20 protein-coding genes are annotated in these 22,308 nt (G+C 67.5%); 8 read left to right on the top strand and 12 right to left on the bottom strand.

Going from position 1 to position 22,308, the window contains the following annotated elements:
* Positions 1-108 precede the first annotated feature (108 nt).
* Positions 109-1,452: a cation:dicarboxylate symporter family transporter gene (locus tag RM50_RS17215; protein WP_043455154.1), complete on the bottom strand. Its 1,344-nt coding sequence runs from the start codon at positions 1,450-1,452 to the stop codon at positions 109-111.
* Positions 1,453-1,610: 158 nt separating this feature from the next.
* Here RM50_RS17215 and RM50_RS17210 point away from each other — a divergent pair, with 158 nt between their 5' ends.
* Positions 1,611-3,245 carry a sensor histidine kinase gene (locus RM50_RS17210; RefSeq protein ID WP_043455151.1) on the top strand — a complete coding sequence of 545 codons (1,635 nt, stop codon included), beginning with the start codon at positions 1,611-1,613 and terminating at the stop codon, positions 3,243-3,245.
* The gene (locus RM50_RS17205) at positions 3,242-3,955 is read left to right on the top strand and encodes a response regulator (RefSeq protein ID WP_043455148.1); all 714 of its coding nucleotides are present in this window, start codon (positions 3,242-3,244) and stop codon (positions 3,953-3,955) included. Before RM50_RS17210 ends, RM50_RS17205 begins: the two co-directional genes overlap by 4 nt.
* An 8-nt stretch (positions 3,956-3,963) precedes the next feature.
* On the opposite strand, the gene RM50_RS17200 is transcribed toward RM50_RS17205, so the two are convergent.
* Positions 3,964-5,868 carry a propionyl-CoA synthetase gene (locus RM50_RS17200; RefSeq protein WP_043455146.1) on the bottom strand — a complete coding sequence of 635 codons (1,905 nt, stop codon included), beginning with the start codon at positions 5,866-5,868 and terminating at the stop codon, positions 3,964-3,966.
* Positions 5,869-6,040: 172 nt separating this feature from the next.
* Here RM50_RS17200 and RM50_RS17195 point away from each other — a divergent pair, with 172 nt between their 5' ends.
* From RM50_RS17195 to RM50_RS17180, 4 genes are all read left to right on the top strand, one after another.
* Positions 6,041-6,697, top strand: coding sequence for a GntR family transcriptional regulator (locus tag RM50_RS17195; RefSeq protein WP_043455143.1), 657 nt, complete (start codon positions 6,041-6,043; stop codon positions 6,695-6,697).
* Positions 6,690-8,210 (top strand): MmgE/PrpD family protein, encoded by a 1,521-nt coding sequence (locus tag RM50_RS17190; protein WP_043455141.1) that lies wholly within the window; start codon positions 6,690-6,692, stop codon positions 8,208-8,210. The genes RM50_RS17195 and RM50_RS17190 overlap by 8 nt, the downstream gene beginning before the upstream one ends.
* Complete coding sequence (gene prpB, locus RM50_RS17185; RefSeq protein ID WP_043455139.1) at positions 8,211-9,113, top strand: methylisocitrate lyase; 903 nt, start codon at positions 8,211-8,213, stop codon at positions 9,111-9,113. It abuts the gene before it with no gap.
* Between the two features lie 68 nt (positions 9,114-9,181).
* Positions 9,182-10,321 carry a bifunctional 2-methylcitrate synthase/citrate synthase gene (locus RM50_RS17180; RefSeq protein ID WP_043455136.1) on the top strand — a complete coding sequence of 380 codons (1,140 nt, stop codon included), beginning with the start codon at positions 9,182-9,184 and terminating at the stop codon, positions 10,319-10,321.
* 77 nt (positions 10,322-10,398) lie between these two features.
* Here the strand turns inward: RM50_RS17180 and RM50_RS17175 are convergent, their stop codons facing one another.
* Positions 10,399-10,881 carry an 8-oxo-dGTP diphosphatase gene (locus tag RM50_RS17175; protein ID WP_043455134.1) on the bottom strand — a complete coding sequence of 161 codons (483 nt, stop codon included), beginning with the start codon at positions 10,879-10,881 and terminating at the stop codon, positions 10,399-10,401.
* A 129-nt stretch (positions 10,882-11,010) separates the two neighbouring features.
* Between RM50_RS17175 and RM50_RS17170 the strand changes: the two genes are divergently transcribed.
* Entirely contained in the window at positions 11,011-11,712 is a 702-nt protein-coding gene (locus RM50_RS17170) for a hypothetical protein (protein ID WP_043455131.1), read from the top strand.
* Positions 11,713-11,731: 19 nt separating this feature from the next.
* Here RM50_RS17170 and xerD read toward each other — a convergent pair whose 3' ends face one another.
* Genes xerD through RM50_RS21125 form a run of 9 tightly spaced genes read right to left on the bottom strand, consistent with a single transcriptional unit; the run spans position 11,732 to position 21,213 of the window.
* Entirely contained in the window at positions 11,732-12,757 is a 1,026-nt protein-coding gene (gene xerD / locus RM50_RS17165; protein ID WP_205622299.1) for a site-specific tyrosine recombinase XerD, read from the bottom strand.
* Positions 12,757-13,416 carry an NUDIX domain-containing protein gene (locus RM50_RS17160; RefSeq protein WP_043455129.1) on the bottom strand — a complete coding sequence of 220 codons (660 nt, stop codon included), beginning with the start codon at positions 13,414-13,416 and terminating at the stop codon, positions 12,757-12,759. The genes xerD and RM50_RS17160 overlap by 1 nt, the downstream gene beginning before the upstream one ends.
* A 26-nt stretch (positions 13,417-13,442) precedes the next feature.
* Positions 13,443-15,233: a CTP synthase gene (locus tag RM50_RS17155; protein WP_043455127.1), complete on the bottom strand. Its 1,791-nt coding sequence runs from the start codon at positions 15,231-15,233 to the stop codon at positions 13,443-13,445.
* A 48-nt stretch (positions 15,234-15,281) separates the two neighbouring features.
* Entirely contained in the window at positions 15,282-17,021 is a 1,740-nt protein-coding gene (gene recN, locus RM50_RS17150; protein ID WP_043455125.1) for a DNA repair protein RecN, read from the bottom strand.
* 4 nt (positions 17,022-17,025) lie between these two features.
* Positions 17,026-18,051: an NAD kinase gene (locus tag RM50_RS17145; RefSeq protein ID WP_043455123.1), complete on the bottom strand. Its 1,026-nt coding sequence runs from the start codon at positions 18,049-18,051 to the stop codon at positions 17,026-17,028.
* A 13-nt stretch (positions 18,052-18,064) separates the two neighbouring features.
* Entirely contained in the window at positions 18,065-18,880 is an 816-nt protein-coding gene (locus RM50_RS17140) for a TlyA family RNA methyltransferase (RefSeq protein ID WP_043455121.1), read from the bottom strand.
* Positions 18,880-19,152, bottom strand: a complete 273-nt coding sequence (locus tag RM50_RS17135) for a hypothetical protein (protein ID WP_043455119.1) — start codon at positions 19,150-19,152, stop codon at positions 18,880-18,882. The genes RM50_RS17140 and RM50_RS17135 overlap by 1 nt, the downstream gene beginning before the upstream one ends.
* 9 nt (positions 19,153-19,161) lie before the next feature.
* Complete coding sequence (locus tag RM50_RS17130; protein WP_043455118.1) at positions 19,162-20,151, bottom strand: HAD-IIA family hydrolase; 990 nt, start codon at positions 20,149-20,151, stop codon at positions 19,162-19,164.
* Between the two features lie 6 nt (positions 20,152-20,157).
* Positions 20,158-21,213 carry a hypothetical protein gene (locus RM50_RS21125; protein WP_240471986.1) on the bottom strand — a complete coding sequence of 352 codons (1,056 nt, stop codon included), beginning with the start codon at positions 21,211-21,213 and terminating at the stop codon, positions 20,158-20,160.
* Here RM50_RS21125 and RM50_RS21120 point away from each other — a divergent pair.
* Positions 21,106-22,215 carry a hypothetical protein gene (locus RM50_RS21120; RefSeq protein ID WP_240471985.1) on the top strand — a complete coding sequence of 370 codons (1,110 nt, stop codon included), beginning with the start codon at positions 21,106-21,108 and terminating at the stop codon, positions 22,213-22,215. The genes RM50_RS21125 and RM50_RS21120 overlap by 108 nt on opposite strands.
* Positions 22,216-22,308 lie beyond the last annotated feature (93 nt).

The following is a 22,308-nucleotide window of genomic DNA, read 5'->3' as shown; positions in this document are numbered from 1 at the left end:
TGAGCCTTTACCCTCTAGCTGAGGTCGAAGGTTGCGCTGCCGATGGACGCAAAACCGCCCCCACAGCGTTGCTGCGGGGGCGGTTTCCGGCGGTTTCGGCGGCGGGGGCTAGGCCTTCGCAGCCTCGCGTGCGCCTTCTTCCTTTGGCGCCATTTCACCGTGTCCGGCCATCATGGTCTGCTCATCGAAGGGCAGTTCGCCGGAGAGGACGCGGGTGACCTGGCCGCCGTCGATCTCCTTGACCCAGGTGCCCACCAGGACGGTGGCGACGGCGTTGCCGGTGAAGTTGGTCAGGGCGCGGGCCTCCGACATGAAGCGGTCGATGCCGACGATCATGCCCACGCCGCCGAGCAGCTCGGGACGGTGTGCCTGCAGGCCTGCCGCCAGGGTTGCCAGGCCGGCGCCGGTTACACCGGCGGCGCCCTTGGAAGCGATGATCATGAAGACCAGCAGGGAGATCTGGGCGCCAAGGTCCAGCGGGGTTCCCATCGCGTTGGCCACGAACAGCGAGGCCATCGTCAGGTAGATGGCCGTTCCGTCCAGGTTGAAGGAGTAGCCGGTGGGAACGGTGACGCCGACGACGGGCTTGGAGACACCCAGGTGTTCCATCTTGGCGATCAGCCTCGGCAGCGCGGCTTCGGAGGAAGAGGTGGAGAAGATGAGGAGGTACTCGCGGGCCAGGTACTTCATCAGCTTGAAGATGTTGACGCCGGCAACCACCTGCAGGAGACCGCCCAGGATAACCACGATGAACAGTGCGCAGGTGATGTAGAAGGCGATCATCAGGGTAAACATGCTGACGATCGCCTGGACGCCGGTGGCACCGACGACGGCGGCGATGGCACCGAAGGCACCCACCGGGGCGAGCCACATGATCATGATGAGGATGCGGAACACCAGCGCCTGGCCGTGGCCGATGGCCTTGAGGATCGGGGCACCCTGGGCGCCCATCTTCTGCAGCGCGAAGCCGACCAGGATGGCGGCCAGGAGGGTGGGCAGGACGGGGATGTCACCCGGGATGATGCCCAGCAGGAAGTCCACCGTGCTGTCGGTTGCCGCCTTCTTGTTGGGGTCGTAGGGCGCCAGCTTCAGGCCCTCGCCCGGGTGGATGAGGTTGCCTACCACCAGGCCGATGGCCAGGGCGAAGGTGGACATGATGACGAAGTAGCCGAGTGCCAGGCCGCCCACCTTGCCCACGGTGGCTGCCTTGGCGATGGAGCCGATGCCCAGGACGATGGTGCAGAAGATGACCGGTGCGATCATCATCTTGATGAGCTTGATGAAGCCGTCACCCAGGGGCTTGAGGGACTTGCCCACTTCCGGGAACAGCAGGCCAACCACCGCGCCAAGGACCACGGCGACGATGACGGCGATGTAGAGGTAGTGGGACTTGTCCAGCCCCTTGCGCCGCGGTGCGGCGGTCTCGAGCGACTCTCCTCGTTGAGAAGCCATGATGTGTCTCCTTGTGGATATTCTGATAGACGCTGCGGCGCAATCTCTGGGCCCACCACGTCCGTGGGATGTGATATCCATCATTGGGCACCCCGTGATCCAGCTCACCGTTGCGTTCATATTGGTCGCGGCACCCGCAGGGTCGAAGGAAGGCAGGCATGATCCACCGCTGGAGTATCGCCCGCCGGCTCTTCCTGGCAAACCTGCTGATCGTCGTGTCGTTCATCGCCATCGTCGGCACCGCCGCCTACGTGGACGCCCGGGACCGGACGTACGACGAGGCCGGCCGCCGGATGGAGGGGGTGGCGGCCTCCATCGCCGCCAATCCCCTGGTGCTGCAGGCTGCCGCCACGCCCGATCCGTCCGCCGTCCTGCAGCCTTATGCCAAGGATGTTACGTCGGCCGCGCACGTGGACTTCATCACCATCATGGCCCCGGACCGGACCCGCTGGACGCATCCGCGGGACGAGGAGCTGGGCCGCCCCTACATCGGCTCCATCGACGAGGCACTGCGTGGACATGCCTTCACCGAAGTCACGGCAGGGACGCTGGGACCGTCGGTGCGCACCATTGTTCCCGTCAAGGATCCGGCGGGCACGGTCAAGGCGCTGGTGGCGGTGGGAGTCACCGTCCGCAGCGTTGATATTGCGTTCGCCGGGCGCCTGCCGGTCCTGCTGGCCGTCGGCGCCGCCCTGCTGGTGGGTGGTTCCCTGGCCTCATGGCTGCTCGGCAGGTACCTGCGGCGCGTCACCCGCGGCTGGGGTCCCGAGCAGCTCGCGCAGCTGTTCGCCTACTACGAGTCCGTCCTGCACTCGGTCCGTGAAGGGCTGATCCTCGTCGACTCCCGGAAGCGCGTGGTGATGTACAACGACCAGGCTGCGGAACTGCTCGGCCTGGCTGAGACCGGCAGCACCGACCCCACAAGGCCTCCATCACTGGCAGAGCTTCCCCTCGACGAGGACCTTCGCAGCCTGTTTGAGTCCGGACGGACCACCAAGGACGAGATTGTCCTGACGGGCTCCCGGGTCCTGGTGGTCAACCAAGGACCGGCCAGGGCGCCCGAGTCCCCCGGCATGCGCGGGAAGGTGCCCGTGTACGGAACCGTGGCCACCCTCAGGGACCGGACAGAGATCGAAGCGCTCGGCAGCGAGCTGCAGACCATGCGCACCCTGTCCGACGCCCTTCGGGCCCAGACCCACGAACACGCCAACCGGCTGCATACGATGGTGTCGCTCCTGGAACTGGGCCGGACCGGGGAAGCCCTCGACTTTGCGACCAAGGACCTGGCCCTGAGCCAGCAGCTGACAGATGACATGGTGGGCTCGATCGATGAACCCGTGGTGGGTGCGCTGGTCATGGGCAAGGTGGCCGAGGCCCACGAACGCGGTGTACAGCTGGATGTCTCCACCCTTGGCTCCGGCGCCGCCCCCGGCGTTGCCGTCCAGGACCTGGTGACGATCCTGGGCAACCTCCTGGACAATGCCATCGACGCAGCCGCGGAAGCACCGCCGCCCCGGCGTGTAGTCCTGACACTGGAGGCCGACGAGGAAGGCCTGGACATCGCCGTCGACGATTCCGGGACACCCATCGGGGCCGCCGATGCGGAGAAGATATTCCGGCATGGATTCAGCACCAAGCCTGCCGGGACCGGGGGCCGCGGCATAGGCCTGGCCCTGGTCCGGCAGGCCGTGCAGCGGCTGGGCGGTACGCTGGCCATCAACGGCCGGCGCGGCGCCAAGTTCGAAGTTTTCCTGCCCGCAGCGTTGCCGCCGGAAAAGGAGCACAGACAGTGAGCAGCATCCGGGTCCTCGTTGTTGAGGACGAGGCCATAGCATCGGCGGCCCATGCCGCCTACATAGGGCGCCTGGAGGGATTCGAACTGGCGGGCACCGCCCCCGATGGCCAGTCCGCCCTGCGGCTGCTGAATGAGTTCGTTGCGGCGGGAGAACCGGTGGAGCTTGTCCTGCTGGATATGAACCTGCCCGATCTGCACGGCCTGGATATTGCCCGCCGGATGCGTTCGGCTGGGATCCTGGCCGACATCATCGCCATTACGGCAGTCCGCGAGCTGGCCATCGTCCGGAGCGCCGTGGCCATTGGCGTTGTCCAGTACCTGATCAAGCCGTTCACGTTCGCTACCTTTTCCGACAAGTTGGAGAACTACCGGCAGTTCCGGCAACAGCTTGCCGGGGCCAGCGGTGGGTCCGGCAAGGCGGGCGCGTCCCAGAGCGAGGTTGACCGCGCGTTCGCCAGCCTCCGGACGCCGTCGGAACTTCCGCTTCCCAAGGGCCTCTCCGCCTCCACCCTGGGTTCGGTCCAGGAATTCCTCCGGGGCCGCGCCGACGCCGTGTCCGCCACGGAGGTCATGGACGCCCTGGGCATGTCCCGCGTCACCGCGCGGCGCTACCTTGAGTACCTTGCCGACGCGGGAACAGTGTCCAGGACGGCCCGCTACGGCACGCCCGGGCGGCCGGAAAACGAATACCGCTGGAACCCTCGCTGAGGCGGCCTTCAGCGGGCGTCTGCTTCGCCTGCCCGGAGGACTCCCAGCAACTGGTCGATGACCGCCGGGTCTTCGATTGTGGAGGGAACGGTGTATTCCCCGCCGTCGGCTATTTGGCGCATCGTCTTGCGGAGGATCTTGCCGGACCGCGTCTTGGGCAGGGCGTCCACAACGGTCACCTCCTTGAAGTCCGCCACTGCACCGATATCCCGCCGGACCAGCGCCACCAGGTCCCTGGCCAGGATGTCCCGGGGAATGTCGACCCCTGATTTCAGCACCACGTAACCACTGGGCCGCTGGCCTTTCAGCGGGTCTGCGAGTCCGACGACAGCGCACTCGGCGACGGCGGGATGCTGGCCGATGACCTGTTCCATGGCACCGGTGGAGAGCCGGTGGCCGGCGACGTTGATGATGTCGTCCGTTCGTCCCATGACGAACAGGTAGCCGTCCTCATCCCGGTACCCCGAGTCACCCGTGGCGTAGAAGCCCTCGAAGGCCTGCAGATAGGAGGATACGTAGCGCTCATCGTTCCCCCACAGCGTGGTCAGGGTGCCCGGCGGCAGCGGCAGTCCGAGCACAATGTTGCCCTCGGTGCCCGATGCCACCTCCCCGCCCGCGCCGTCAAGGATTGCCAGCCGGAATCCGGGCATCGGAACGCTGGGTGAGCCGGCCTTGATGGGCAGCGGCTCCAGGCCGCGCGGATTGGCGCAGATGGCCCAGCCGGTTTCGGTCTGCCACCAGTGGTCCACCACGGGCACGCCCAGGATCCGGGAGGCCCAATGGAACGTGTCGGTATCCAGCCGCTCGCCGGCAGTGAACAGCGTCCGGAGGCTGGAGACACCATACCGCTGCAGCAGCAACGCCTCCGGGTCCGCCTTGCGGATGGCCCGCAGCGCGGTCGGCGCGGTGAACAGGACATTTACCTTGTGGTCCTGCACGACGCGCCAGAAGGCGCCGGCATCCGGGGTGCCCACCGGCTTGCCTTCGTACATCACCGTGGTGGCCCCGGCCAGCAGCGGGCCGTAGACGATATACGAGTGCCCCACCACCCAGCCGACGTCCGACGCGGTCCACATGACGTCACCGGGGCCGACGCCGTAGATGTTCTCCAGCGTCCAGCGGAGCGCGACAGCGTGGCCCCCGTTGTCCCGCACCACGCCCTTGGGCGTTCCTGTGGTTCCCGACGTGTAGAGGATGTAGAGCGGGTCCGTGGCCCGCACGTCGACAGGATCCGCGGGGGCGGCGGACGCCATGGCCGTGTCCCAGTCGAGCCACCCGGGGTGGTCCGCGACCGTGGACGCAAAGCCCTCACGTGCCTTGACCAGGACGGGCAGCCGGGGCGAACCGGACAGTTCCAGCGCCGCTGCGACGGCGGGAAGGTACTCGATGCGGCGCGAAGGTTCGATTCCGCCTGAGGCAGTGACCACTGCAGCCGGGGCGGCGTCGCGGATCCTGGCAGCAAGTTCTTTGGGGGCAAAACCGCCGAAGACTACCGAGTGGACCGCTCCGAGCCGGGCAGCTGCCAGCATGGCGATGGCGCCCTCCGGAATCATGGGCATGTAGATCACCACCCGGTCCCCCTTGCCCACGCCGTGGGTCCGCAGTACGCCGGCAAAACGCGCTACCAGGTCGGTGAGCTCGGCGTACGTGTACCGCTGCCGGGTTCCCAGCATGGCGGAGTCGTGGATGAGGGCGTCCTGGCCGCCGCGGCCCTCGGCCACATGGCGGTCCAGGGCGTTGTAGCAGGTATTGAGCACGCCGTCGGGAAACCAGCCGTACAGCGGTGCCCGGGAGGCATCAAGGGCCCGGGCAGGCGGAGAGCTCCAGGAGATCTTCTCCGCCGCCTCCAGCCAAAAGTCTTCGGGCTGTTCAATGCTGCGCTGGTAGCTGTCCCGGTAGCCGCTGATGCCCATGAGGTGTTCCCGTCCACGACGTTGTGATGCAGCTCATGGTAGCTGCGGGCGAGTGGTGATCACAAGAGCTTTGTATACAAAAAACCCCCGAATCCCGCCTTTCTATTTCTATCCTGTTCTCTAGCCTCGTCTGTGTATACACTGGTCGGAGTCAGCCAAGGGAAGGAGACCGATGCGCGCCAGCGAAAGAGCCTATGCCGCCCTGCGGGACGACATCATCGAATGGCGACTGGCACCCGGGACGGTCCTGGCTGAGGTGGAGCAGTCCGAACGCCTTGGAGTGTCGCGGACCCCGCTGAGGGAGGCTCTGGGCCGCCTCACGGCTGAAGGGCTGACGACGGCGGGCGGCCGGGGCGTGGTGGTCACGGACATCTCCCTCGACGATATCGACGAACTGTTCGAACTGCGTGAAACCCTCGAGGCCAGGGCTGCGGCCCTGGCCGCCAGCCGTGGTGACGCCGCTTTGTTCGATCAGCTGCGGCGCGAACTGCTCCGGGCTCCGGAATTGATCAGCGGTGACACACCGGCACTGCATGACTACTACGAACTGGTGGGTCGCCTCGATGCGGCCATCGACGCCGCCATCTCCAACTCATACCTGGCCCAGGCCATGCGGAGCCTTCGCGTGCACCTGGTGCGCATCCGCCGGCTGGCGGCGGACGATGCCGGCCGCCTCACCGCTGCGGCCGCCGAGCATGCAGCAATCGCCGAAGCGATCGCGGCAGGGAACCCGAAGCTCGCCGAGGCAGCCACGGTCATCCACCTGCACCGAAGCCTCTCCCACGTTAAAGCAACCCACTCATCCCACCCGAAGGAGCACCATGGTTAAGGAACACCACGTCCGCGTCTACAAAAGCGAGGAGAACCTGGCCCGGGAGGACCAGCTCGCCTACAAGATCGCCCAGGTCGCTGCCGATCCGGTGGAGGTCACCGACGAGGTCACGGAGATGGTGATCAACCGGATCATCGACAACGCGTCCGTGGCCATCGCCTCGCTGAACCGGGCCCCCATCGTCGCCGCCCGCGCCCAGGCACTGACCCACGGTCCCAGCACGGGCGGCAAGGGGTCCAGGGTCTTCGGCATTGAGGACCGGGTGGCTCCGGAATGGGCTGCCTGGGCCAACGGGGTGGCGGTCCGGGAACTGGACTACCACGACACGTTCCTCGCCGCGGACTACTCCCACCCCGGAGACAACATCCCGCCGATCCTCGCCGTCGCCCAGCACGTGGGCTCCAGCGGACACGACCTGGTCCGCGGCATCGCCACCGGCTACGAGATCCAGGTCAACCTGGTCAAGGCCATCTGCCTGCACAAGCACAAGATCGACCACGTGGCACACCTGGGCCCGTCCGCCGCGGCCGGCATCGGCACCCTGCTGGGCCTCGACGTCGAGACCATCTTCCAGTCCATCGGGCAGGCCCTGCACACCACCACCGCCACCCGACAGTCCCGCAAGGGCGAGATTTCCACCTGGAAGGCCCACGCCCCGGCCTTCGCCGGCAAGATGGCCATCGAATCCGCCGACCGGGCCATGCGCGGACAAACCTCCCCCGTGCCGATCTACGAGGGCGAAGACGGGGTGATCGCGTGGATGCTGGACGGCCCGGACGCGTCCTACATGGTCCCGCTACCCACGCCCGGCGAGGCCAAGCGCGCCATCCTGGACACCTACACCAAGGAACACTCGGCCGAGTACCAGGCCCAGGCCTGGATCGACCTGGCCCGCAAGCTGCACCGCGAACACCCCGAGGTCACCGACCCGGCCAACGTCGAATCCGTGCTGATCAAGACCAGCCACCACACCCACTACGTGATCGGCTCCGGCGCCAACGACCCCCAGAAATACTCCCCCACCGCGAGCCGGGAAACGCTGGACCACTCCATCCCCTACATCTTCACCGTGGCCCTGCAGGACGGCGCCTGGCACCACGTGGACTCCTACGCCCCGGAACGCGCTGCCCGTCCGGACACGGTAGAGCTGTGGCACAAGGTCACCACCGTGGAGGACCCCGAGTGGACCCGCCGTTACCACTCCCTGGACATCGCCGAGAAAGCCTTCGGCGGCTCAGTGGAGATCACGCTCGCCGACGGCACCGTTATTACGGACCAGATCGCCGTCGCCGACGCCCACCCGCTCGGCGCCCGCCCGTTCGCCCGGGAACAGTACATCAACAAGTTCCGCACCCTCGCCGCCGGGATCGTGGAGGAGGCCGAGATCGAACGGTTCCTGGCCGCCGTCGAACGCCTCCCCCACCTCGCCGCGGGCGAACTGGACCAGCTGAACATCACCGCTGCCCCCGGCGTTATCGACCCCGCCGCGGCACCGAAGGGACTGTTCTAGATGCTGTACTCGAAAACCACGCCGGAACAGAAGCGGATCCGGTTCCGGGAACTGCTGGCCTCCGGGACCATCCAGCAGTTCCCCGGCGCGTTCAATCCGCTCTCCGCACGGCTGATCGAGGAAAAGGGCTTCGCCGGGGTCTACATCTCCGGCGCCGTCCTGGCCAACGACCTGGGCCTGCCGGACATCGGCCTGACCACGCTCACCGAAGTGGCCACCCGCGCAGGGCAGATCGCCCGCATGACGGACCTGCCCTCCATCGTGGACGCCGACACCGGCTTCGGCGAACCGATGAATGTTGCCCGCACCGTGCAGGAGCTCGAAAACGCCGGCCTGGCCGGACTGCACATCGAGGACCAGTTCAACCCCAAACGCTGCGGCCACCTGGACGGCAAGAACGTGGTGGACCTGGACACCGCCACCAAACGGATCCGCGCCGCCGCCGACGCCCGCCGCGACCCGAACTTCCTCATCATGGCCCGGACCGATATCCGTGCCGTGGACGGCCTGGACGCGGCGAAGGACCGGGCGAAAGCCCTGGTGGACGCCGGCGCGGACGCGATCTTCCCCGAAGCCATGCGTGACCTCAGCGAATTCCAGGCCATCCGCGACGCCGTGGACGTGCCGATCCTGGCCAACATGACCGAATTCGGGAAGAGCGACCTGTTCACCGTGGATGAGCTGGCAGGCGTTGGCGTCAATATGGTCATCTACCCGGTCACGCTGCTCCGTAGTGCCATGGGCGCTGCTGAGCGTACTCTGGAATCGATCAAATCCGACGGTACCCAGGAGGCGCAGGTTGCCGGCATGTTGACCCGTGCCCGGCTCTACGACCTCGTTGACTACGAGGCCTACAACCACTTCGACACCGGAGTCTTCAACTTCCGGATCCCCGGAACATAACACCCGGCACCAACCCACGGAAAGCCGGCCGCGGCCGGAACAGGCTTCAGGAACAAAGGAGTTTCAGCATGGCTGAAAATGAGATCAAAAAGGGCCTCGCCGGCGTCGTGGTGGACTACACCGCGGTCTCGAAGGTCAACCCGGACACGAACTCCCTGCTCTACCGCGGATACCCCGTGCAGGAACTGGCGGCCCGGTGCAGTTTCGAGGAAGTGGCCTACCTGCTCTGGAACGGCGAACTTCCCACCAAGGACCAGCTGGCCGAATTCACGGCCCGGGAACGCGCCGGCCGTGCCCTGGATCCTGTCGTCAAGCAGGTGATCGATGCCTTGCCCACAACCTCGCACCCCATGGATGTCTGCCGGACCGCAGCGTCCGTGATGGGCGCGCGGCACCCGCTGGCCGGGGATTCCTCCCGCGAGGCCAACATGGCCAAGGCCGTGGACCTGTTCGCCGCGATGCCAGGCGTGGTGGCCTACGACCAGCGCCGGCGGCACGGGCAGGACGCCGTGGAGCCCCGGGACGACCTGGGCTATTCCGCGAATTTCCTGTGGATGACCTTCGGGGAGGAACAGGTCCCGGAGGTGGTGGACGCCTTCAACGTGTCGATGATCCTGTACGCCGAGCACTCGTTCAATGCCTCAACCTTCACCGCGCGGGTGATCACGTCCACGCTGTCGGACCTGCACTCCGCCGTGACCGGCGCCATCGGGGCGCTCAAGGGCCCGCTGCATGGCGGTGCGAACGAAGCCGTGATGCATACCTTCGACGAGATCGGCATCCGGCAGGAGGAGTCCCTCGAGGAGGCTGCGGCCCGGGCGAAGGCCTGGATGGAAAATGCCCTGGCGCAGAAGAAGAAAGTCATGGGCTTTGGCCACCGCGTCTACAAGCACGGTGACTCTCGTGTCCCCACCATGAAGGCCGCCCTGGACAAGATGATCGCGCACTACGGCCGCCCCGAGCTGCTCGGCCTGTACAACGGCCTGGAACAGGCGATGGACGAGGCAAAGGCGATCAAGCCAAACCTTGATTACCCCGCCGGGCCCACCTACCACCTGATGGGCTTCGACACCCCCACCTTCACTCCCCTGTTCGTGGCCAGCCGGATCACCGGCTGGACCGCGCACATCATGGAGCAGCTGGACTCCAACTCGCTGATCCGGCCGCTGAGCGAATACATCGGTCCCGAGGAACGGCACCTTCCCTAGCCTTTGGCGGGAACGTCCGACGGCGGTCCGGCACCTCGGTGCCCGGGCCGCCGTCGTCCGTTAAGTGCCTTGGAGGATCAGGCCAGGAGGCTTTGGGACGACGCGACCGTCTCGTTGTCGGTGTGCATGGTGACCACCACGTTGACCCTGCGGCCCTCCAGAACCACCGGCAGCCAGTGGTCGGCGTCCTGCCACATGCGCTCCACCGGCAGCGTGTCCACCCGGAACCACTCGGGCAGGATTTCGTCGCTGGGCCCGGGCTCGCCCTCCCAGGTGCGGGCGGTGAACAGGCTGGTCTTCATGTCCCATTCCGGCCGTGCCGGGAATACGAAGTGCACGGCTCCGGCATCTGCCAGGTCCTCTGGACGGAGCACCACTCCGGTTTCCTCCAGGACCTCCCGGATCACGGCCTGGGCGTCGGTCTCCCCCGGCTCCACGTGCCCGCCGATCCCCACGATCTTGCCCTTGCCGAAGCCCGTTTGCTTCAGCCCCAGGAGGACTTCGGCCCCATCCTCCGCGTCACGGAGCAGGAAGCAGAGGGTCACGGCAGCTGCGGTCATGGCTCCAGCCTAACCGTCGCCTCCTCCGCCCGGACCGCCTTGCTTTGATGCGATGCCGAGGTGCGCCGCGTTGATACGCTCTGGGCGGCCGAAGCCCACGGCGGCGGGCCCGTTGCTACAGTGAGGCCCATGAACACGGCCGCCGGGGAAGAACCGGCCCCCACTCCGAAGGTATGGCCGCCCCGGCGCGGCACCGTCCGGTTGCGTGGCTGGCTGGTGCGGAATCCCTTGTATGCCGGCTGGCTGTGGACGGTCTCGTGGGCTTTGCTGATTGTCGCCGACGAACTCCTGGACCTTGCCGGCTGGACCTGGTACGCCTGTGTGGGGATGGCCGCACTGCCCACCTTGGCCTGCACGGTGGCACTACTCAACGCCACACCACGCGAGTACCTTCGGCCGGCAAAGGAGTCCGTGCTGTCGCACTTCGTTGTCCGGTTCCTCGCGCTGACGGCCGCTTTCCTGGTGTGGGGCATTTCCGTGGTGGCCAGCGCCTCGATTTCGACAACGGTCCAGGCGCTGGCCGGGGATTCCGAGCGGGCGGTCACGTCGCTGGGCCTCCATCTCCTCGTGGCCGCCGTACCGGTGGTTGTGGCCGTGCTGTGGATGGCACTGATCGTGCGCTGTGCCTGGTTCCTCCGCCGTCTCCGCGGCTGGCGCCAGGTGCCCGGGACCTCCCGGGTGCCGGCGGGGTTCCTGCGCCGGTCGCCGCAGCTTCGGCGACTCGTCGTCGGCCTCGCCCACCCGGGGCTGCTCCTGGTGGCCGGCCTCGGAACCACCCTCCTGGCCCTGCTGCTCAGCGGCTTGGAGCTGACGCTCAACGTGCTGGAATGACCACTGGCCGGCGTGGGTTTTAGCCGAGCGCCCGCGGGTGCGCCGCGGCGTAGATTTCCCGCAGGGTGTCGGCAGTGACCAGCGTGTAGACCTGGGTGGTGGTGACGGAGGCGTGGCCCAGCAGTTCCTGCACCACGCGGACGTCCGCGCCGCCCTCGAGCAGGTGCGTGGCGAACGAATGCCGGAGCGTGTGGGGCGATACATCGCGGGTAATGTTGGCCTTCTCCGCGGCCGCCTTCAGGATGGTCCAGGCGCTTTGCCGGCTGATCCTGCCGCCCCGGGCATTGAGGAACAACGCCGGCGTGCCCTTGCCTTTGGCGGCGAGCAGCGGCCGGCCGCGGACCAGGTAGGCGTCCAGCGCGCGGGCCCCATAGGATCCCAGCGGCACCAGCCGTTCCTTCGATCCCTTGCCGAACAGCCGGACGATGGCCGGCCCTGCCTCCGGCTCCGCGAGGGAGATATCGTCAACGTCCAGTCCCACGGCCTCGCTGATCCGGGCACCGGTCGAGTAAAGGAATTCCAGCAGGGCACGGTCCCGCAGTCCCGCTGCAGTATCGGTTCCCGCGGCCTCGAGGATGCGGGTCACCTCATCCACGCTGATTGCTTTGGGGAGCCGTTTGCCGGCCATCGGCGGGTGGACGTCGCTGGCAGGATCGGAGGGCGTGTAGCCTTCCAGGGCCCAGAACTTGTGCAGTCCCCGGACGGCCACCACAGTCCTGGCGGCCGAGCGCACGCCAAGGGTGGAACCGCCGTCGGACCCGTCCGACAGTGCCCGGACGTAGCCGGTGACGTGCCGGCGGGTGATGTCCTGCGGGCGTTCGCAGCCGGCACCGGCCAGGTAGCGGGCGTAGCGTGCCAGGTCGCGCCGGTAGGCGGCCAGCGTGTTCGCGGCCAGGCCACGTTCCACCCCCATGTGCTGGAGGTAGTCGGTGATTCCCCGGTTGATGGCCGCCGGGACATCCACCGGTGCGGGTTTCGCGCTCACAGCCGGCTGCGCGGGCGGCGCCGCTTCAGGTGCCGCGTCAACCGAAGGACCGGGACCCATCAGCGCTGGCTGGGATGCGCGGGCCAGGGGGCGTCGGCGGGACGAAGCCCTTCATAGTTGGAGGCACGGGCCGCGGCGGCCGCAAGGATACCCACGACGGCGGACGGATTGTGCAGGTGCCCGGCCAGGACCGATGCCACAGCATCATCCAGGCCGATCCAGTGGAACTCGATCTCGGCTTCCTCATCCGTCCGCTCGTGGCGTTCGTGGTGCGGCAATTCGCGAAGGTCCCGGGCCAGGTAGATGCGGATGGCCTCGCTGGAGGATCCCGGGGAATTGAAGACATCGGCCAGGACGTTCCAGGTGGCGGCAGCGAGGTCGGCTTCCTCGGCCAATTCCCGCGCAGCCCCCGCCAGGAAGCCTTCGCCTTCGACGTCCAGCAGGCCTGCCGGCACCTCCCACAGGTCCATGCCCACGGGATGGCGGTACTGCTTCAGCAGCAGGACCTGGCCTTGGTCGTTCATGGGCAGGACGGCGACGGCACCGGGATGGTCAATGTAGGCCCGGGTCAGGGCATCCCCGGACTCGGACAGCTGGAAGGTATCGCTGACCACGTCCCAGATCCGGCCCTCATAGACCTTCTCGGTGGACAAAAGACGGCGCGGGCTTGGTGCATCCGAAACCTGTTTGGCAGGGGTGGCTTCAGGTGTACCAGGCATCGCGCCGTCCTTTGGTGTTCTCTTGACTACTTAGCCGTAACGCTACCGGATGCTGCAGCCTCACCGGCCGCCGGAACGGCCGTGTCGGCGGCGCCCTCGCCGGCAGCGCCGCGGTGGTTGCCGCTTTGGTGGTCCAGGGCGGCCTTGACCAGCCCGGCGAACAGCGGGTGCGGGCGGGTGGGCCGCGAGCTCAGTTCCGGGTGGGCCTGGGTGGCCACGTAGTACGGGTGGACGTCGGCGGGAAGCTCGACGAATTCCACCAGCTTGCCGTCCGAGGACGTGCCGGAGAAGACGAGGCCCTTGTCCGCGATCTGCTGGCGGTATTTGTTGTTGACCTCGTAGCGGTGCCGGTGGCGTTCGCTGACGGTGGTCTTGCCATAGGTTCCGGCGATGACCGAGCCTTCATCCAGCTTGGCTTCGTAGAGGCCCAGGCGCATGGTGCCTCCCAGGTCCCCACGGCCTTCGACGAACTCCAGCTGCTCCTCCATCGTTGCGATGACCGGGTACTTGGAGTCGGGTTCGAATTCGCTCGAGGACGCACCCTCCAGCCCCACGACGTTGCGGGCGTACTCGATGACCATGCACTGCAGGCCGAGGCACAGGCCCAGGACGGGGAGCTTGGTTTCGCGGGCGAACTTCAGGGCGCCGAGCTTGCCTTCGAGTCCGCGGATGCCGAAGCCGCCCGGGACGCAGATGGCGTCCACGCCGTCGAGCGCCTTGATGGCGCCTTCGCGGGTCTCGCACTCGTCGGACGGGACCCAGCGGATCTTGACCTTGGCGTCATTGGCGAAGCCGCCGGCGCGCAGCGCCTCGGTGACGGAGAGGTAGGCGTCCGGGAGGTCGATGTACTTGCCCACCAGGGCAATTTCGACGTGGTGCTTGGGGTTGTGGACGGCTTCGAGGAGACGGTCCCAGCTGGTCCAGTCAACGTCCTTGAACGGCAGGTCCAGGGCACGGACGATGTAGGAGTCCAGGCCCTGCCCGTGCAGGGTCTTGGGGATGTCGTAGATGCTGGGGGCGTCCGCGGCGTTCACGACGGCGTCGATGTCGACGTCGCACATGCGGCCGATCTTTTCCCGCATGGCTTCGGGCACTTCGCGGTCCGAGCGGATCACGATCGCCTCGGGCTGGATGCCGATGGAGCGCAGCGCCGCCACGGAGTGCTGGGTGGGCTTGGTCTTCAGCTCCTGGGACGGGCCGATGTAGGGCACCAGCGAAACGTGGAGGAAGAAGACATTGGTTCGGCCGATGTCCTGGCGGACCTGGCGGGCGGATTCGAGGAACGGCTGGGACTCGATGTCGCCAACGGTGCCGCCGATCTCGGTGATGATCACGTCCGGGGCGTTCTTGCCCTCGGCCGGCAGGCGCATGCGGCGCTTGATTTCGTCCGTGATATGCGGGATGACCTGCACGGTGTCCCCGAGGTACTCGCCGCGGCGTTCCTTGGCGATCACGGTGGAGTACACCTGGCCGGTGGTCACGTTGGCGGAACCTTCGAGGTTTTCGTCAAGGAAGCGCTCGTAGTGCCCGATGTCCAGGTCCGTCTCGGCGCCGTCATCGGTCACGAAGACCTCGCCGTGCTGGAAGGGGTTCATTGTGCCCGGATCCACGTTCAGGTAGGGATCGAGCTTCTGCATCGTGACGGACAGGCCGCGTGCCCGCAACAGGTGACCCAGGCTGGACGCCGTCAGTCCCTTGCCGAGCGAGGACGCCACACCGCCGGTGACAAAGATGTGCTTGGTCGTCTTGGAGGAACCCGGGAACCGGGAATTTACACGGGAATTTGATCGCTGCACCACGGAATTCGAGCCTATCATCAATTGCGCGTTCCCGTGGCTGACCGGGCCGGGCCCATGCGGCGATCGTCAGGCCTGCTGCGGCAGCAGCTTGGCGTCGTCCAGCAGCTCCTGGGCGTGTGCCTGCGCGGACTCGGAGTCCTCCTGGCCGGCCAGCATGCGGGCGAGTTCACGCACCCGCTCCGGCCCGTCAAGGAGGCGGACATCACTGGACGTGAACCCGGTGGCGGTGCCGCCGTCGGCCCCCCTCACGGAAGTTTTGGTGACGGTGATGTGCTGGTCCGCGAACGCCGCCACCTGCGGAAGGTGGGTAACGACCAGCACCTGAACATGGCGTGCCAGCATGGCAAGCCGGCGGCCGATTTCGACGGCGGCTCGGCCTCCGACCCCGGCGTCCACCTCGTCGAAGACGAACGTGGGGACGGGATCGACGGCGGCCAGCACCACTTCGATGGCCAGCATGACGCGGGAAAGTTCACCGCCGGAGGCACCCTTGCCCAGCGGCCGGGCCGGGGCACCCGAGTGCGGCTGCAGCAGGAAACTGATCTCGTCCGCGCCATGCGGGCCCAGCTGCCCGGCTGTTTCGAGGTTGATCAGGAGCGTGGCGTCGGCCATGGCCAGCGCCTTGAGCTCAGCGCTGACCCGGGTGGACAGGTCCTTGGCGGCCTTGGCGCGGATCTTACTGATGGCCGCCGACTGTTTCTTCAGCTCTGCCTCGGCGTGGACCACCTCAGCGTCCAGCGCCTCGATGCGGGAGGAATCGTCCTGCAGCTCGTCGAACCGGATGCGTGCTTTGTCAGCCCACTCGAGCACCTCGTCGATGGTGGGCGCGTACTTGCGGACCAGTTTGGCCAAAGCGGCACGCCGGTCCTCAATTTCGGCGAGCCGTTCCGGGCCTTCGGAGTCCAGGCCGGCCTGGTAGCTGGCCAGCTCCGTGGCGATGTCGTTGAGCAGGAAACCCACCTCGGCCAGCCGCGCGGCAGCTGATCCCAGTTCGGCATCGTGTTCGGCCACGTGCTCCAGTGTCCGCTTCGCCGAATCGACCAGCGTGGTGGCGTCGCCCGCTTCCCCGAAGTCCTCGGCGATGAGAGCCTGGTGCGCCGTGCTCGCCGCGATCCGCAGTTCCTCAACGTTGGCCAGCTTGACGGCCTCAGCCTTCAGCAGTTCGTCCTCCCCCGGCTGCGGGTCGACGTCGTCGATCTCGGCGAGGGCTGCCTCCAGGGACTCGGCTTCGCGGAGCCGGTCCCGTGCGGCGCTGCGCAGTCCTTCCAGTTCCGCCTGGTTGGCCTTCCACCGGCCGTACAGCTCCTGGTATGCGGCGAGCGTGCCGGCCAGGCTGTCCCCGGCGAACTTGTCCAGCGCTTCGCGCTGGGCCGTGGCGCCCTTGAGCCGGATCTGGTCCGACTGGCCGTGGACCACCACCAGGGATTCGCCGATTTCGGCCAGGACGCCCACAGGTGCAGCGCGGCCGCCAAGGAACGCCCGGCTGCGTCCGTCCGCACCCAGGCGCCGCGCCAGGATCAGCTCGCTGCCGCCGTCGAACTCTTCCGCCTCGGCACCGGCCTCGAGGGCACGGGCCACGGCGGGGTGTCCGGCGTCAAGCTTCAGCACGGCCTCGGCGGTGGCGCTCTTGGCGCCGCTGCGGACGGCTCCGGCGTCGGAGCGGGCGCCCAGCAGGAGCCCGACGGCGGTCACCACCATGGTTTTGCCGGCACCGGTTTCGCCGGTCACCACGCTCAGTCCCGGGCCGAGAGGAAGGGTTGCGTCAGTGATGACGCCGAGATCGCGGATTCTCAGTTCTTCAAGCATGGATTCACTTTGCAGTCGACGGATCGGGATCGCTGCCCGGATTTTCTGCATGCGGTGCCGGCAGCGGCGGCATGGGCCGCGGCGTCCGCACTATCGGGATGGGTCCGGTGTGCACGGCATCCGACTTTGGCACCGGACCGCGCCAGCCGTGGATGGGCAGTTCGAATTTGCGGACCAGCCGGGCGGAGAACGGCGTCTGGTGGGTGCGGGCCAGGCGGACCGGTGTGGCGGACTTGGTGACTTCCACCCGGGCACCGGGCGGCAGGTCCACCGAACGCCTGCCGTCGCACCACAGCACGCCCTGGGCGTCGGTCCGGCCGAGCACCTCCACCGCGAGCCGTGACCGCGGTGACACCACGAGGGGTTTGGCGAAGAGCGCGTGGGCGCTGATGGGCACGATCACCAGGGCCTCCACCTCGGGCCAGACCACCGGACCGCCGGCGGAGAACGCGTAGGCCGTGGATCCGGTGGGGGTGGCCAGCACGATGCCGTCGGAACCGAACGACGTCAGTGGCCGCTCGTCCACTTCGGTGACGACCTCGAGCATCCGTTCGCGGTTGGCCTTTTCGATGGCAGCCTCGTTTAAAGCCCAGGTGTGCCAAATCTTTTGCCCGCGGACCCACACCTGGACGTCGATGGTCATGCGCTCTTCAACCGTGTATTCGCGGCTGGCAATCCATTCCACCGTCTGCGCCAGGTCCGCCCGCTCACTTTCGGCCAGGAAGCCTACGTGGCCCAGGTTGACCCCCAGCAGCGGCACGTCCACTTCGCGGACCAGTTCCGCTGCCCGCAGGATGGTGCCGTCACCGCCGAGGACCATGACGAGTTCGACGTCGGGCAGCTGAACGTGGTCGTGGAGCACTTCCACCGGTTGGGCAAGGTGGCCGAAGAACCGTTCCATGTCCCCCAGCTCGGACTCCTGCATCACCGGAACCATCCCGGAAGCGTGCAGGAGGGCGCAGGCTTCCCAGGCGGCTTTCAATGACTCCTCGCGGCCGGTGTGGGCAAGGACCAGTACACGCCTGCTCATCAGGTTCCGCTCTCTAGTGGTTCGGCCAGATTTGTCCGAGCAACGCAGCGGCTGCTGCCTCTCGCTCTTCGATCTTAGGCAAGTCTTTGCTGATCCTGCGTTTTATCCACAGGAAGTATTCGACGTTTCCGTCCTGTCCGGGCAGCGGACTGGCGGCCAGGCCGCACAGGTCCAGTCCGGCGTCGAGCGCAGCCCTGGCGACTTTCTCCACCGCCAGCCGCCGCTCGCGTTCCGACGTCACCACGCCCGTGCGGCCCAGCCGGTCCTTGCCGATCTCGAACTGCGGCTTGACCATGAGGACCAGGTCGCCGCCGGGCTCCGTGCAGTCCGCCAGCGGCTGCACCACGAGGGTCAGGGAGATGAAGGACAGGTCGGCGACGGTCAGTGCGGCCGGGCCGCCGATGTCTTCGGGCGCCATGTAGCGCACGTTCATGCCCTCGTGGACATCCACGCGGGGATCGTCGCGCAGGTGCGGCACCAGCTGGCCGTGCCCGACGTCGACCGCCACTACGTGCGCGGCGCCGCGGCGAAGCAGGACGTCGGTGAAGCCGCCGGTGGAGGCGCCGGCGTCAAGGCACCTTTTGCCGTTCACCGACACCTCGGGGAAGGCGTCCAGCGCACCGGCCAATTTGTGGCCTGCACGGCTGGCGTAGGTGTCCTGGTCATCGTGTTCGACGGCCAGGTCCCGGCTGTCGTCAACCTGCAGGGACGCCTTGGCGAGGACTTGGCCGCCCGAGCTGACCTTGCCTTCGGCGATGAGCGAGGCGGCATGGGTACGGGACCTCGCCAGCCCGCGGGCCACCAGTGCCTGGTCGAGGCGCACCGGCATCAGGACGCCCCTCCTGCGCTGTTGGTTGGCGGGCCGTTGGTGGGATCGCTGTTGGCAGGATCGCTGTTGAGCGCGGCCAGCAGGTCATCGTGCAGCCTGTTGTAGACGGCCTCGTGATCCGCTGCCGGGAGTCCGGGCAGGTCCCGGAGCCCGGCGATGGCTTGGGCCACCTGCGGATCCTTGATGCCCTGCCCGGGGTCATGCGTGTCGCCGTGCGGCCACTCCGGGGCTGGCCGGGCTGCGGGATGGTCCGGTTCGGTCAGCTCAGTCATTGGACCAGTCTAGTGATCCAGCCACACCAGCTTGGGCGCCTGCGGGGCCGCCGCCTCCGGTGTCTGGGCCCACCAGGCAGCACAAGCGGCGCGCCAGGCGTTGATGTCCGCCTGGTTGCCAATGACGCCCACCGCGCCGTTGGCCACGCGGGCGCTTGCGTTGCCGCACGCGTAGGTGCCGTCGTCGTGCGTCACCTCAGGGTAGGGGCGGTGCAGGTCGCCGAGGTTCTCGATGATGTAGGTGGGCCGTTCTGCGGCGCGCGCGGCGAGGATGGTTTCGCGGGTGTCGACGCCGGTCAGGACAGCCACGGTGGCAAAGCCGGCGTTGTTGCCGCCCAGGATGTCGGTGTCCAGCCGGTCGCCGACCACCAGGGGCCGCTCGGCGCCGAGGCGTTTGGCGGCCGAGTGGAACAGCGGCGCCTCGGGTTTGCCGGCCACCCTGGGCTGCTGGCCGGTGGCAGCGGCGACGGCCGCAACCAAGGTGCCGTTGCCCGGGGCGATCCCGCGTGCCTGGGGAATGGTCATGTCCGTGTTGGTGGCCACCCAGAGGGCACCGCCGTTGACCACGTACGTGGCCTCGGCCAGCTCCTTCCAGCCGATGGCAGGGTTGAATCCCTGCACTACGGCCACCGGCTCCCCGTCCTGGCTGTCGACGGGCACCAGGCCTGCCAGCTCGATTTCACGGGCGAGTGCTGGGCTTCCGGTGATCAGGATTTTGGATCCGGGTGCCAGCAGGGAGGCCAGCAGGTCGGCCGCGGCCTGGGAAGAACTCACTACCTGGTCGTCGTCGGCGGGCGCGCCAAGTTCACGGAGGTGGGCAGCCACCTCGCCCGGAGAACGGGACGCGTTGTTGGTCACGTAGCCGAGGCCGATGCCAAGGCCTGAGAGCTGCTTCAACGCGTCGATGGCACCGGGAATGGCGTTGGGCCCTGCATAGACCACGCCGTCCAGGTCGGCCAGGAGCGCGTCGAAGCGGGAAATCAGGGAGACGTCAGTCATGGGCGTTTAATCTTCCCGGCGGTCTTCGTCGTGCTGGATGGCTGCATGGTCCTGGGCAGCGGCGTCGTCAGCGCCGGCATCGTCAGCACCGGCGTCGTCGGCAGGCACGGAATCGAGCTCGTCATGTTCCACCGAGTCCTGGTCCGATTCTTCGTCGTCGGAAACGAAGTAGTCGGCATCCTGGTCGTCGATGCTGCTGTCCTGCGACGACTTCGCCCCGGCTGCGCGGGCGCTCCCGGCCGCCGCTTCCGAGGGACCTGCTGCGGGCGTTTCGGCCTCAGCGCCCTTGGAGGCCCGCTCCAGCATCCGGCGGCGTTCTGCCTCTTCCCGGGCTTCCTCTTCTTCATCCCAGCCAAGGTCGATGATGTCGGGTTCCTCGTCGGCACCCAGGCCCAGGGCATTTTCCGCCACGACGGCCTGCCGGCTCCACTTCTGCGACTCGTCTTCGCGTCCCACCGCTGCCAGCGCATCGGCGTACGCGCGGAAGAGGCGCGGGCTGTAGGAGAACGCGCGGTTGATGTCCAGCTGCGGGATTTCCAGCTCGGCTACGGCCGCGTCCAGTTGCCCGAGGTCGGTACGGGCACCGGCAGCAACGATGGCCAGCTCAACCTTGCCCGGGGCATCCAGGTCCTGGGCTTCCTCCGAGCGCGCCACATCAAGGGCACGGTCGGGACGCCCAAGGCCACGCTCGCAGTCGGCCATCACGGGAAGGTGCACGTTGGAGCCGCTGATGCGCCGGAAAGTACGGAATTCGCGCAGGGCCTCACCGTAGTGGCCGGCGGCGTAGGCAGTCAGGCCCACGGCCTCGCGGACGGCGGCGAGCCGTCCGCCGCGGCGGCTGGCTGCCAGTGCGTGCTGGAATGCCAGCTCCGGCTCGTCGTCAATCAGGCGGCCGGCCATCACCAGGTGGCGGGCCACCCACTCCGAGCTCTTGGGCTCGAGGGTCTTGATCTGGTGCTGCGTGGCGCGGTCCAGTTCCTTGCCGGTGACGTCCTCATCGATTTCGGGCGAGCGTTCGCGGTCAGGCCGGTTGGCGCTGCGGAGGTCCGCGGCGTTGGGCACCCTGGCCGGTCGTTCCTCCTGGCGGTCGCGGCCGAAGCTCCTGGGGCCGGATCCGCCACGGCCGGCGTCACTGCGGGACTCGCTGCGGTCGAAGGTTCGGGGTGCCCGGTCCTGACGGTCCCCGAATGGCCGGCGGTTCTCGCCGCCGCCACCAAACCCGCGGCGGTCACCCTCACCCTCACGGCGCGGACGATCACCAAACGGCTTGCGATCACGATCTCCGCCGCCACCAAACCCGCGGCGGTCACCCTCACCCTCACGGCGCGGACGGTCACCAAAAGGCTTGCGGTCACGATCACCAAACGGCTTGCGATCACGGTCGCCGCCGCCACCAAAACCGCGGCGATCACCCTCACCCTCACGGCGCGGACGATCACCAAACGGCTTACGGTCACGGTCGCCGCCGCCACCAAACCCGCGACGATCACCCTCACCCTCACGGCGCGGACGATCACCAAACGGCTTACGGTCACGATCACCAAACTGGCGGCGCTCACCGTCACCGTATCCACGGCGGTCGCTGTCGCCCTCGCGTCGGGGACGATCCCCAAACGGCTTACGGTCACGGTCGCCGTAAGGCTTCCGTTCACCGCCGCCGGCGGGACCGCCGCCACGGGAGAAGTTGTTGCCGTCGCGGTCGTTACGGGACCGGAAGCCGCGGGGCTCACCGCCGGAGTTGTTGTTGCCGCGGAACGCGCCGCGGTCGTTGCCGCGATTGCCACCGTTGTGCTCGGCCATATGGAATCCTCCTGTTGTGAGCCGACCACTGGCGCAACTGCAGCCGCTCGTTTCGTTTCCTACGCAACCCGAAATCAAGCGCTTCGAAGTCCGTACATCTTCATCAATTCTAGTGGAGCCACAAAAATCTCCCGGACAGTGAAAGCCCTGGCAGCGGGATCGTGGCCATCTTCACAACCACGCCCCATCACCTCCTGCCGGTTTCCAGAGGATGCGGGATCAGTTCCTGCCGCTTTTTCCGGTGTGGGTGGTGGCGATATCTGATGGGGCAGTCAAGGGTCCCCGGGCCCGGGCGAAGCGGCTCGGGCGATGCCGGGGGTGGTGGTGCCCGTGCCTGGTGGTGGGTGGTTAAAGTGG

The sequence above is a fragment of the Pseudarthrobacter phenanthrenivorans genome, assembly GCF_000813845.1.
Taxonomy (GTDB): Bacteria; Actinomycetota; Actinomycetes; order Actinomycetales; family Micrococcaceae; genus Arthrobacter; species Arthrobacter phenanthrenivorans_B.
Note: the sequence above shows the minus strand (reverse complement) of the source record. Positions and strands in the feature narration are given on the sequence as shown.

What these genes read in the sequence shown, in the direction of transcription:
- RM50_RS17180 (WP_043455136.1), top strand. Translation starts at nt 9,182, where the DNA reads ATGGCTGAAAATGAGATCAAAAAGGGCCTCGCCGGCGTCGTGGTGGAC.
- recN (WP_043455125.1), bottom strand. Translation starts at nt 17,021, where the DNA reads ATGCTTGAAGAACTGAGAATCCGCGATCTCGGCGTCATCACTGACGCA.
- RM50_RS17145 (WP_043455123.1), bottom strand. Translation starts at nt 18,051, where the DNA reads ATGAGCAGGCGTGTACTGGTCCTTGCCCACACCGGCCGCGAGGAGTCA.
- RM50_RS17200 (WP_043455146.1), bottom strand. Translation starts at nt 5,868, where the DNA reads ATGGGCATCAGCGGCTACCGGGACAGCTACCAGCGCAGCATTGAACAG.
- RM50_RS17130 (WP_043455118.1), bottom strand. Translation starts at nt 20,151, where the DNA reads ATGACTGACGTCTCCCTGATTTCCCGCTTCGACGCGCTCCTGGCCGAC.
- RM50_RS17215 (WP_043455154.1), bottom strand. Translation starts at nt 1,452, where the DNA reads ATGGCTTCTCAACGAGGAGAGTCGCTCGAGACCGCCGCACCGCGGCGC.
- RM50_RS17175 (WP_043455134.1), bottom strand. Translation starts at nt 10,881, where the DNA reads ATGACCGCAGCTGCCGTGACCCTCTGCTTCCTGCTCCGTGACGCGGAG.
- RM50_RS17160 (WP_043455129.1), bottom strand. Translation starts at nt 13,416, where the DNA reads ATGCCTGGTACACCTGAAGCCACCCCTGCCAAACAGGTTTCGGATGCA.
- xerD (WP_205622299.1), bottom strand. Translation starts at nt 12,757, where the DNA reads ATGGGTCCCGGTCCTTCGGTTGACGCGGCACCTGAAGCGGCGCCGCCC.
- RM50_RS17170 (WP_043455131.1), top strand. Translation starts at nt 11,011, where the DNA reads ATGAACACGGCCGCCGGGGAAGAACCGGCCCCCACTCCGAAGGTATGG.
- prpB (WP_043455139.1), top strand. Translation starts at nt 8,211, where the DNA reads ATGCTGTACTCGAAAACCACGCCGGAACAGAAGCGGATCCGGTTCCGG.
- RM50_RS17190 (WP_043455141.1), top strand. Translation starts at nt 6,690, where the DNA reads ATGGTTAAGGAACACCACGTCCGCGTCTACAAAAGCGAGGAGAACCTG.
- RM50_RS17195 (WP_043455143.1), top strand. Translation starts at nt 6,041, where the DNA reads ATGCGCGCCAGCGAAAGAGCCTATGCCGCCCTGCGGGACGACATCATC.
- RM50_RS17140 (WP_043455121.1), bottom strand. Translation starts at nt 18,880, where the DNA reads ATGCCGGTGCGCCTCGACCAGGCACTGGTGGCCCGCGGGCTGGCGAGG.
- RM50_RS17135 (WP_043455119.1), bottom strand. Translation starts at nt 19,152, where the DNA reads ATGACTGAGCTGACCGAACCGGACCATCCCGCAGCCCGGCCAGCCCCG.
- RM50_RS17210 (WP_043455151.1), top strand. Translation starts at nt 1,611, where the DNA reads ATGATCCACCGCTGGAGTATCGCCCGCCGGCTCTTCCTGGCAAACCTG.
- RM50_RS17155 (WP_043455127.1), bottom strand. Translation starts at nt 15,233, where the DNA reads ATGATAGGCTCGAATTCCGTGGTGCAGCGATCAAATTCCCGTGTAAAT.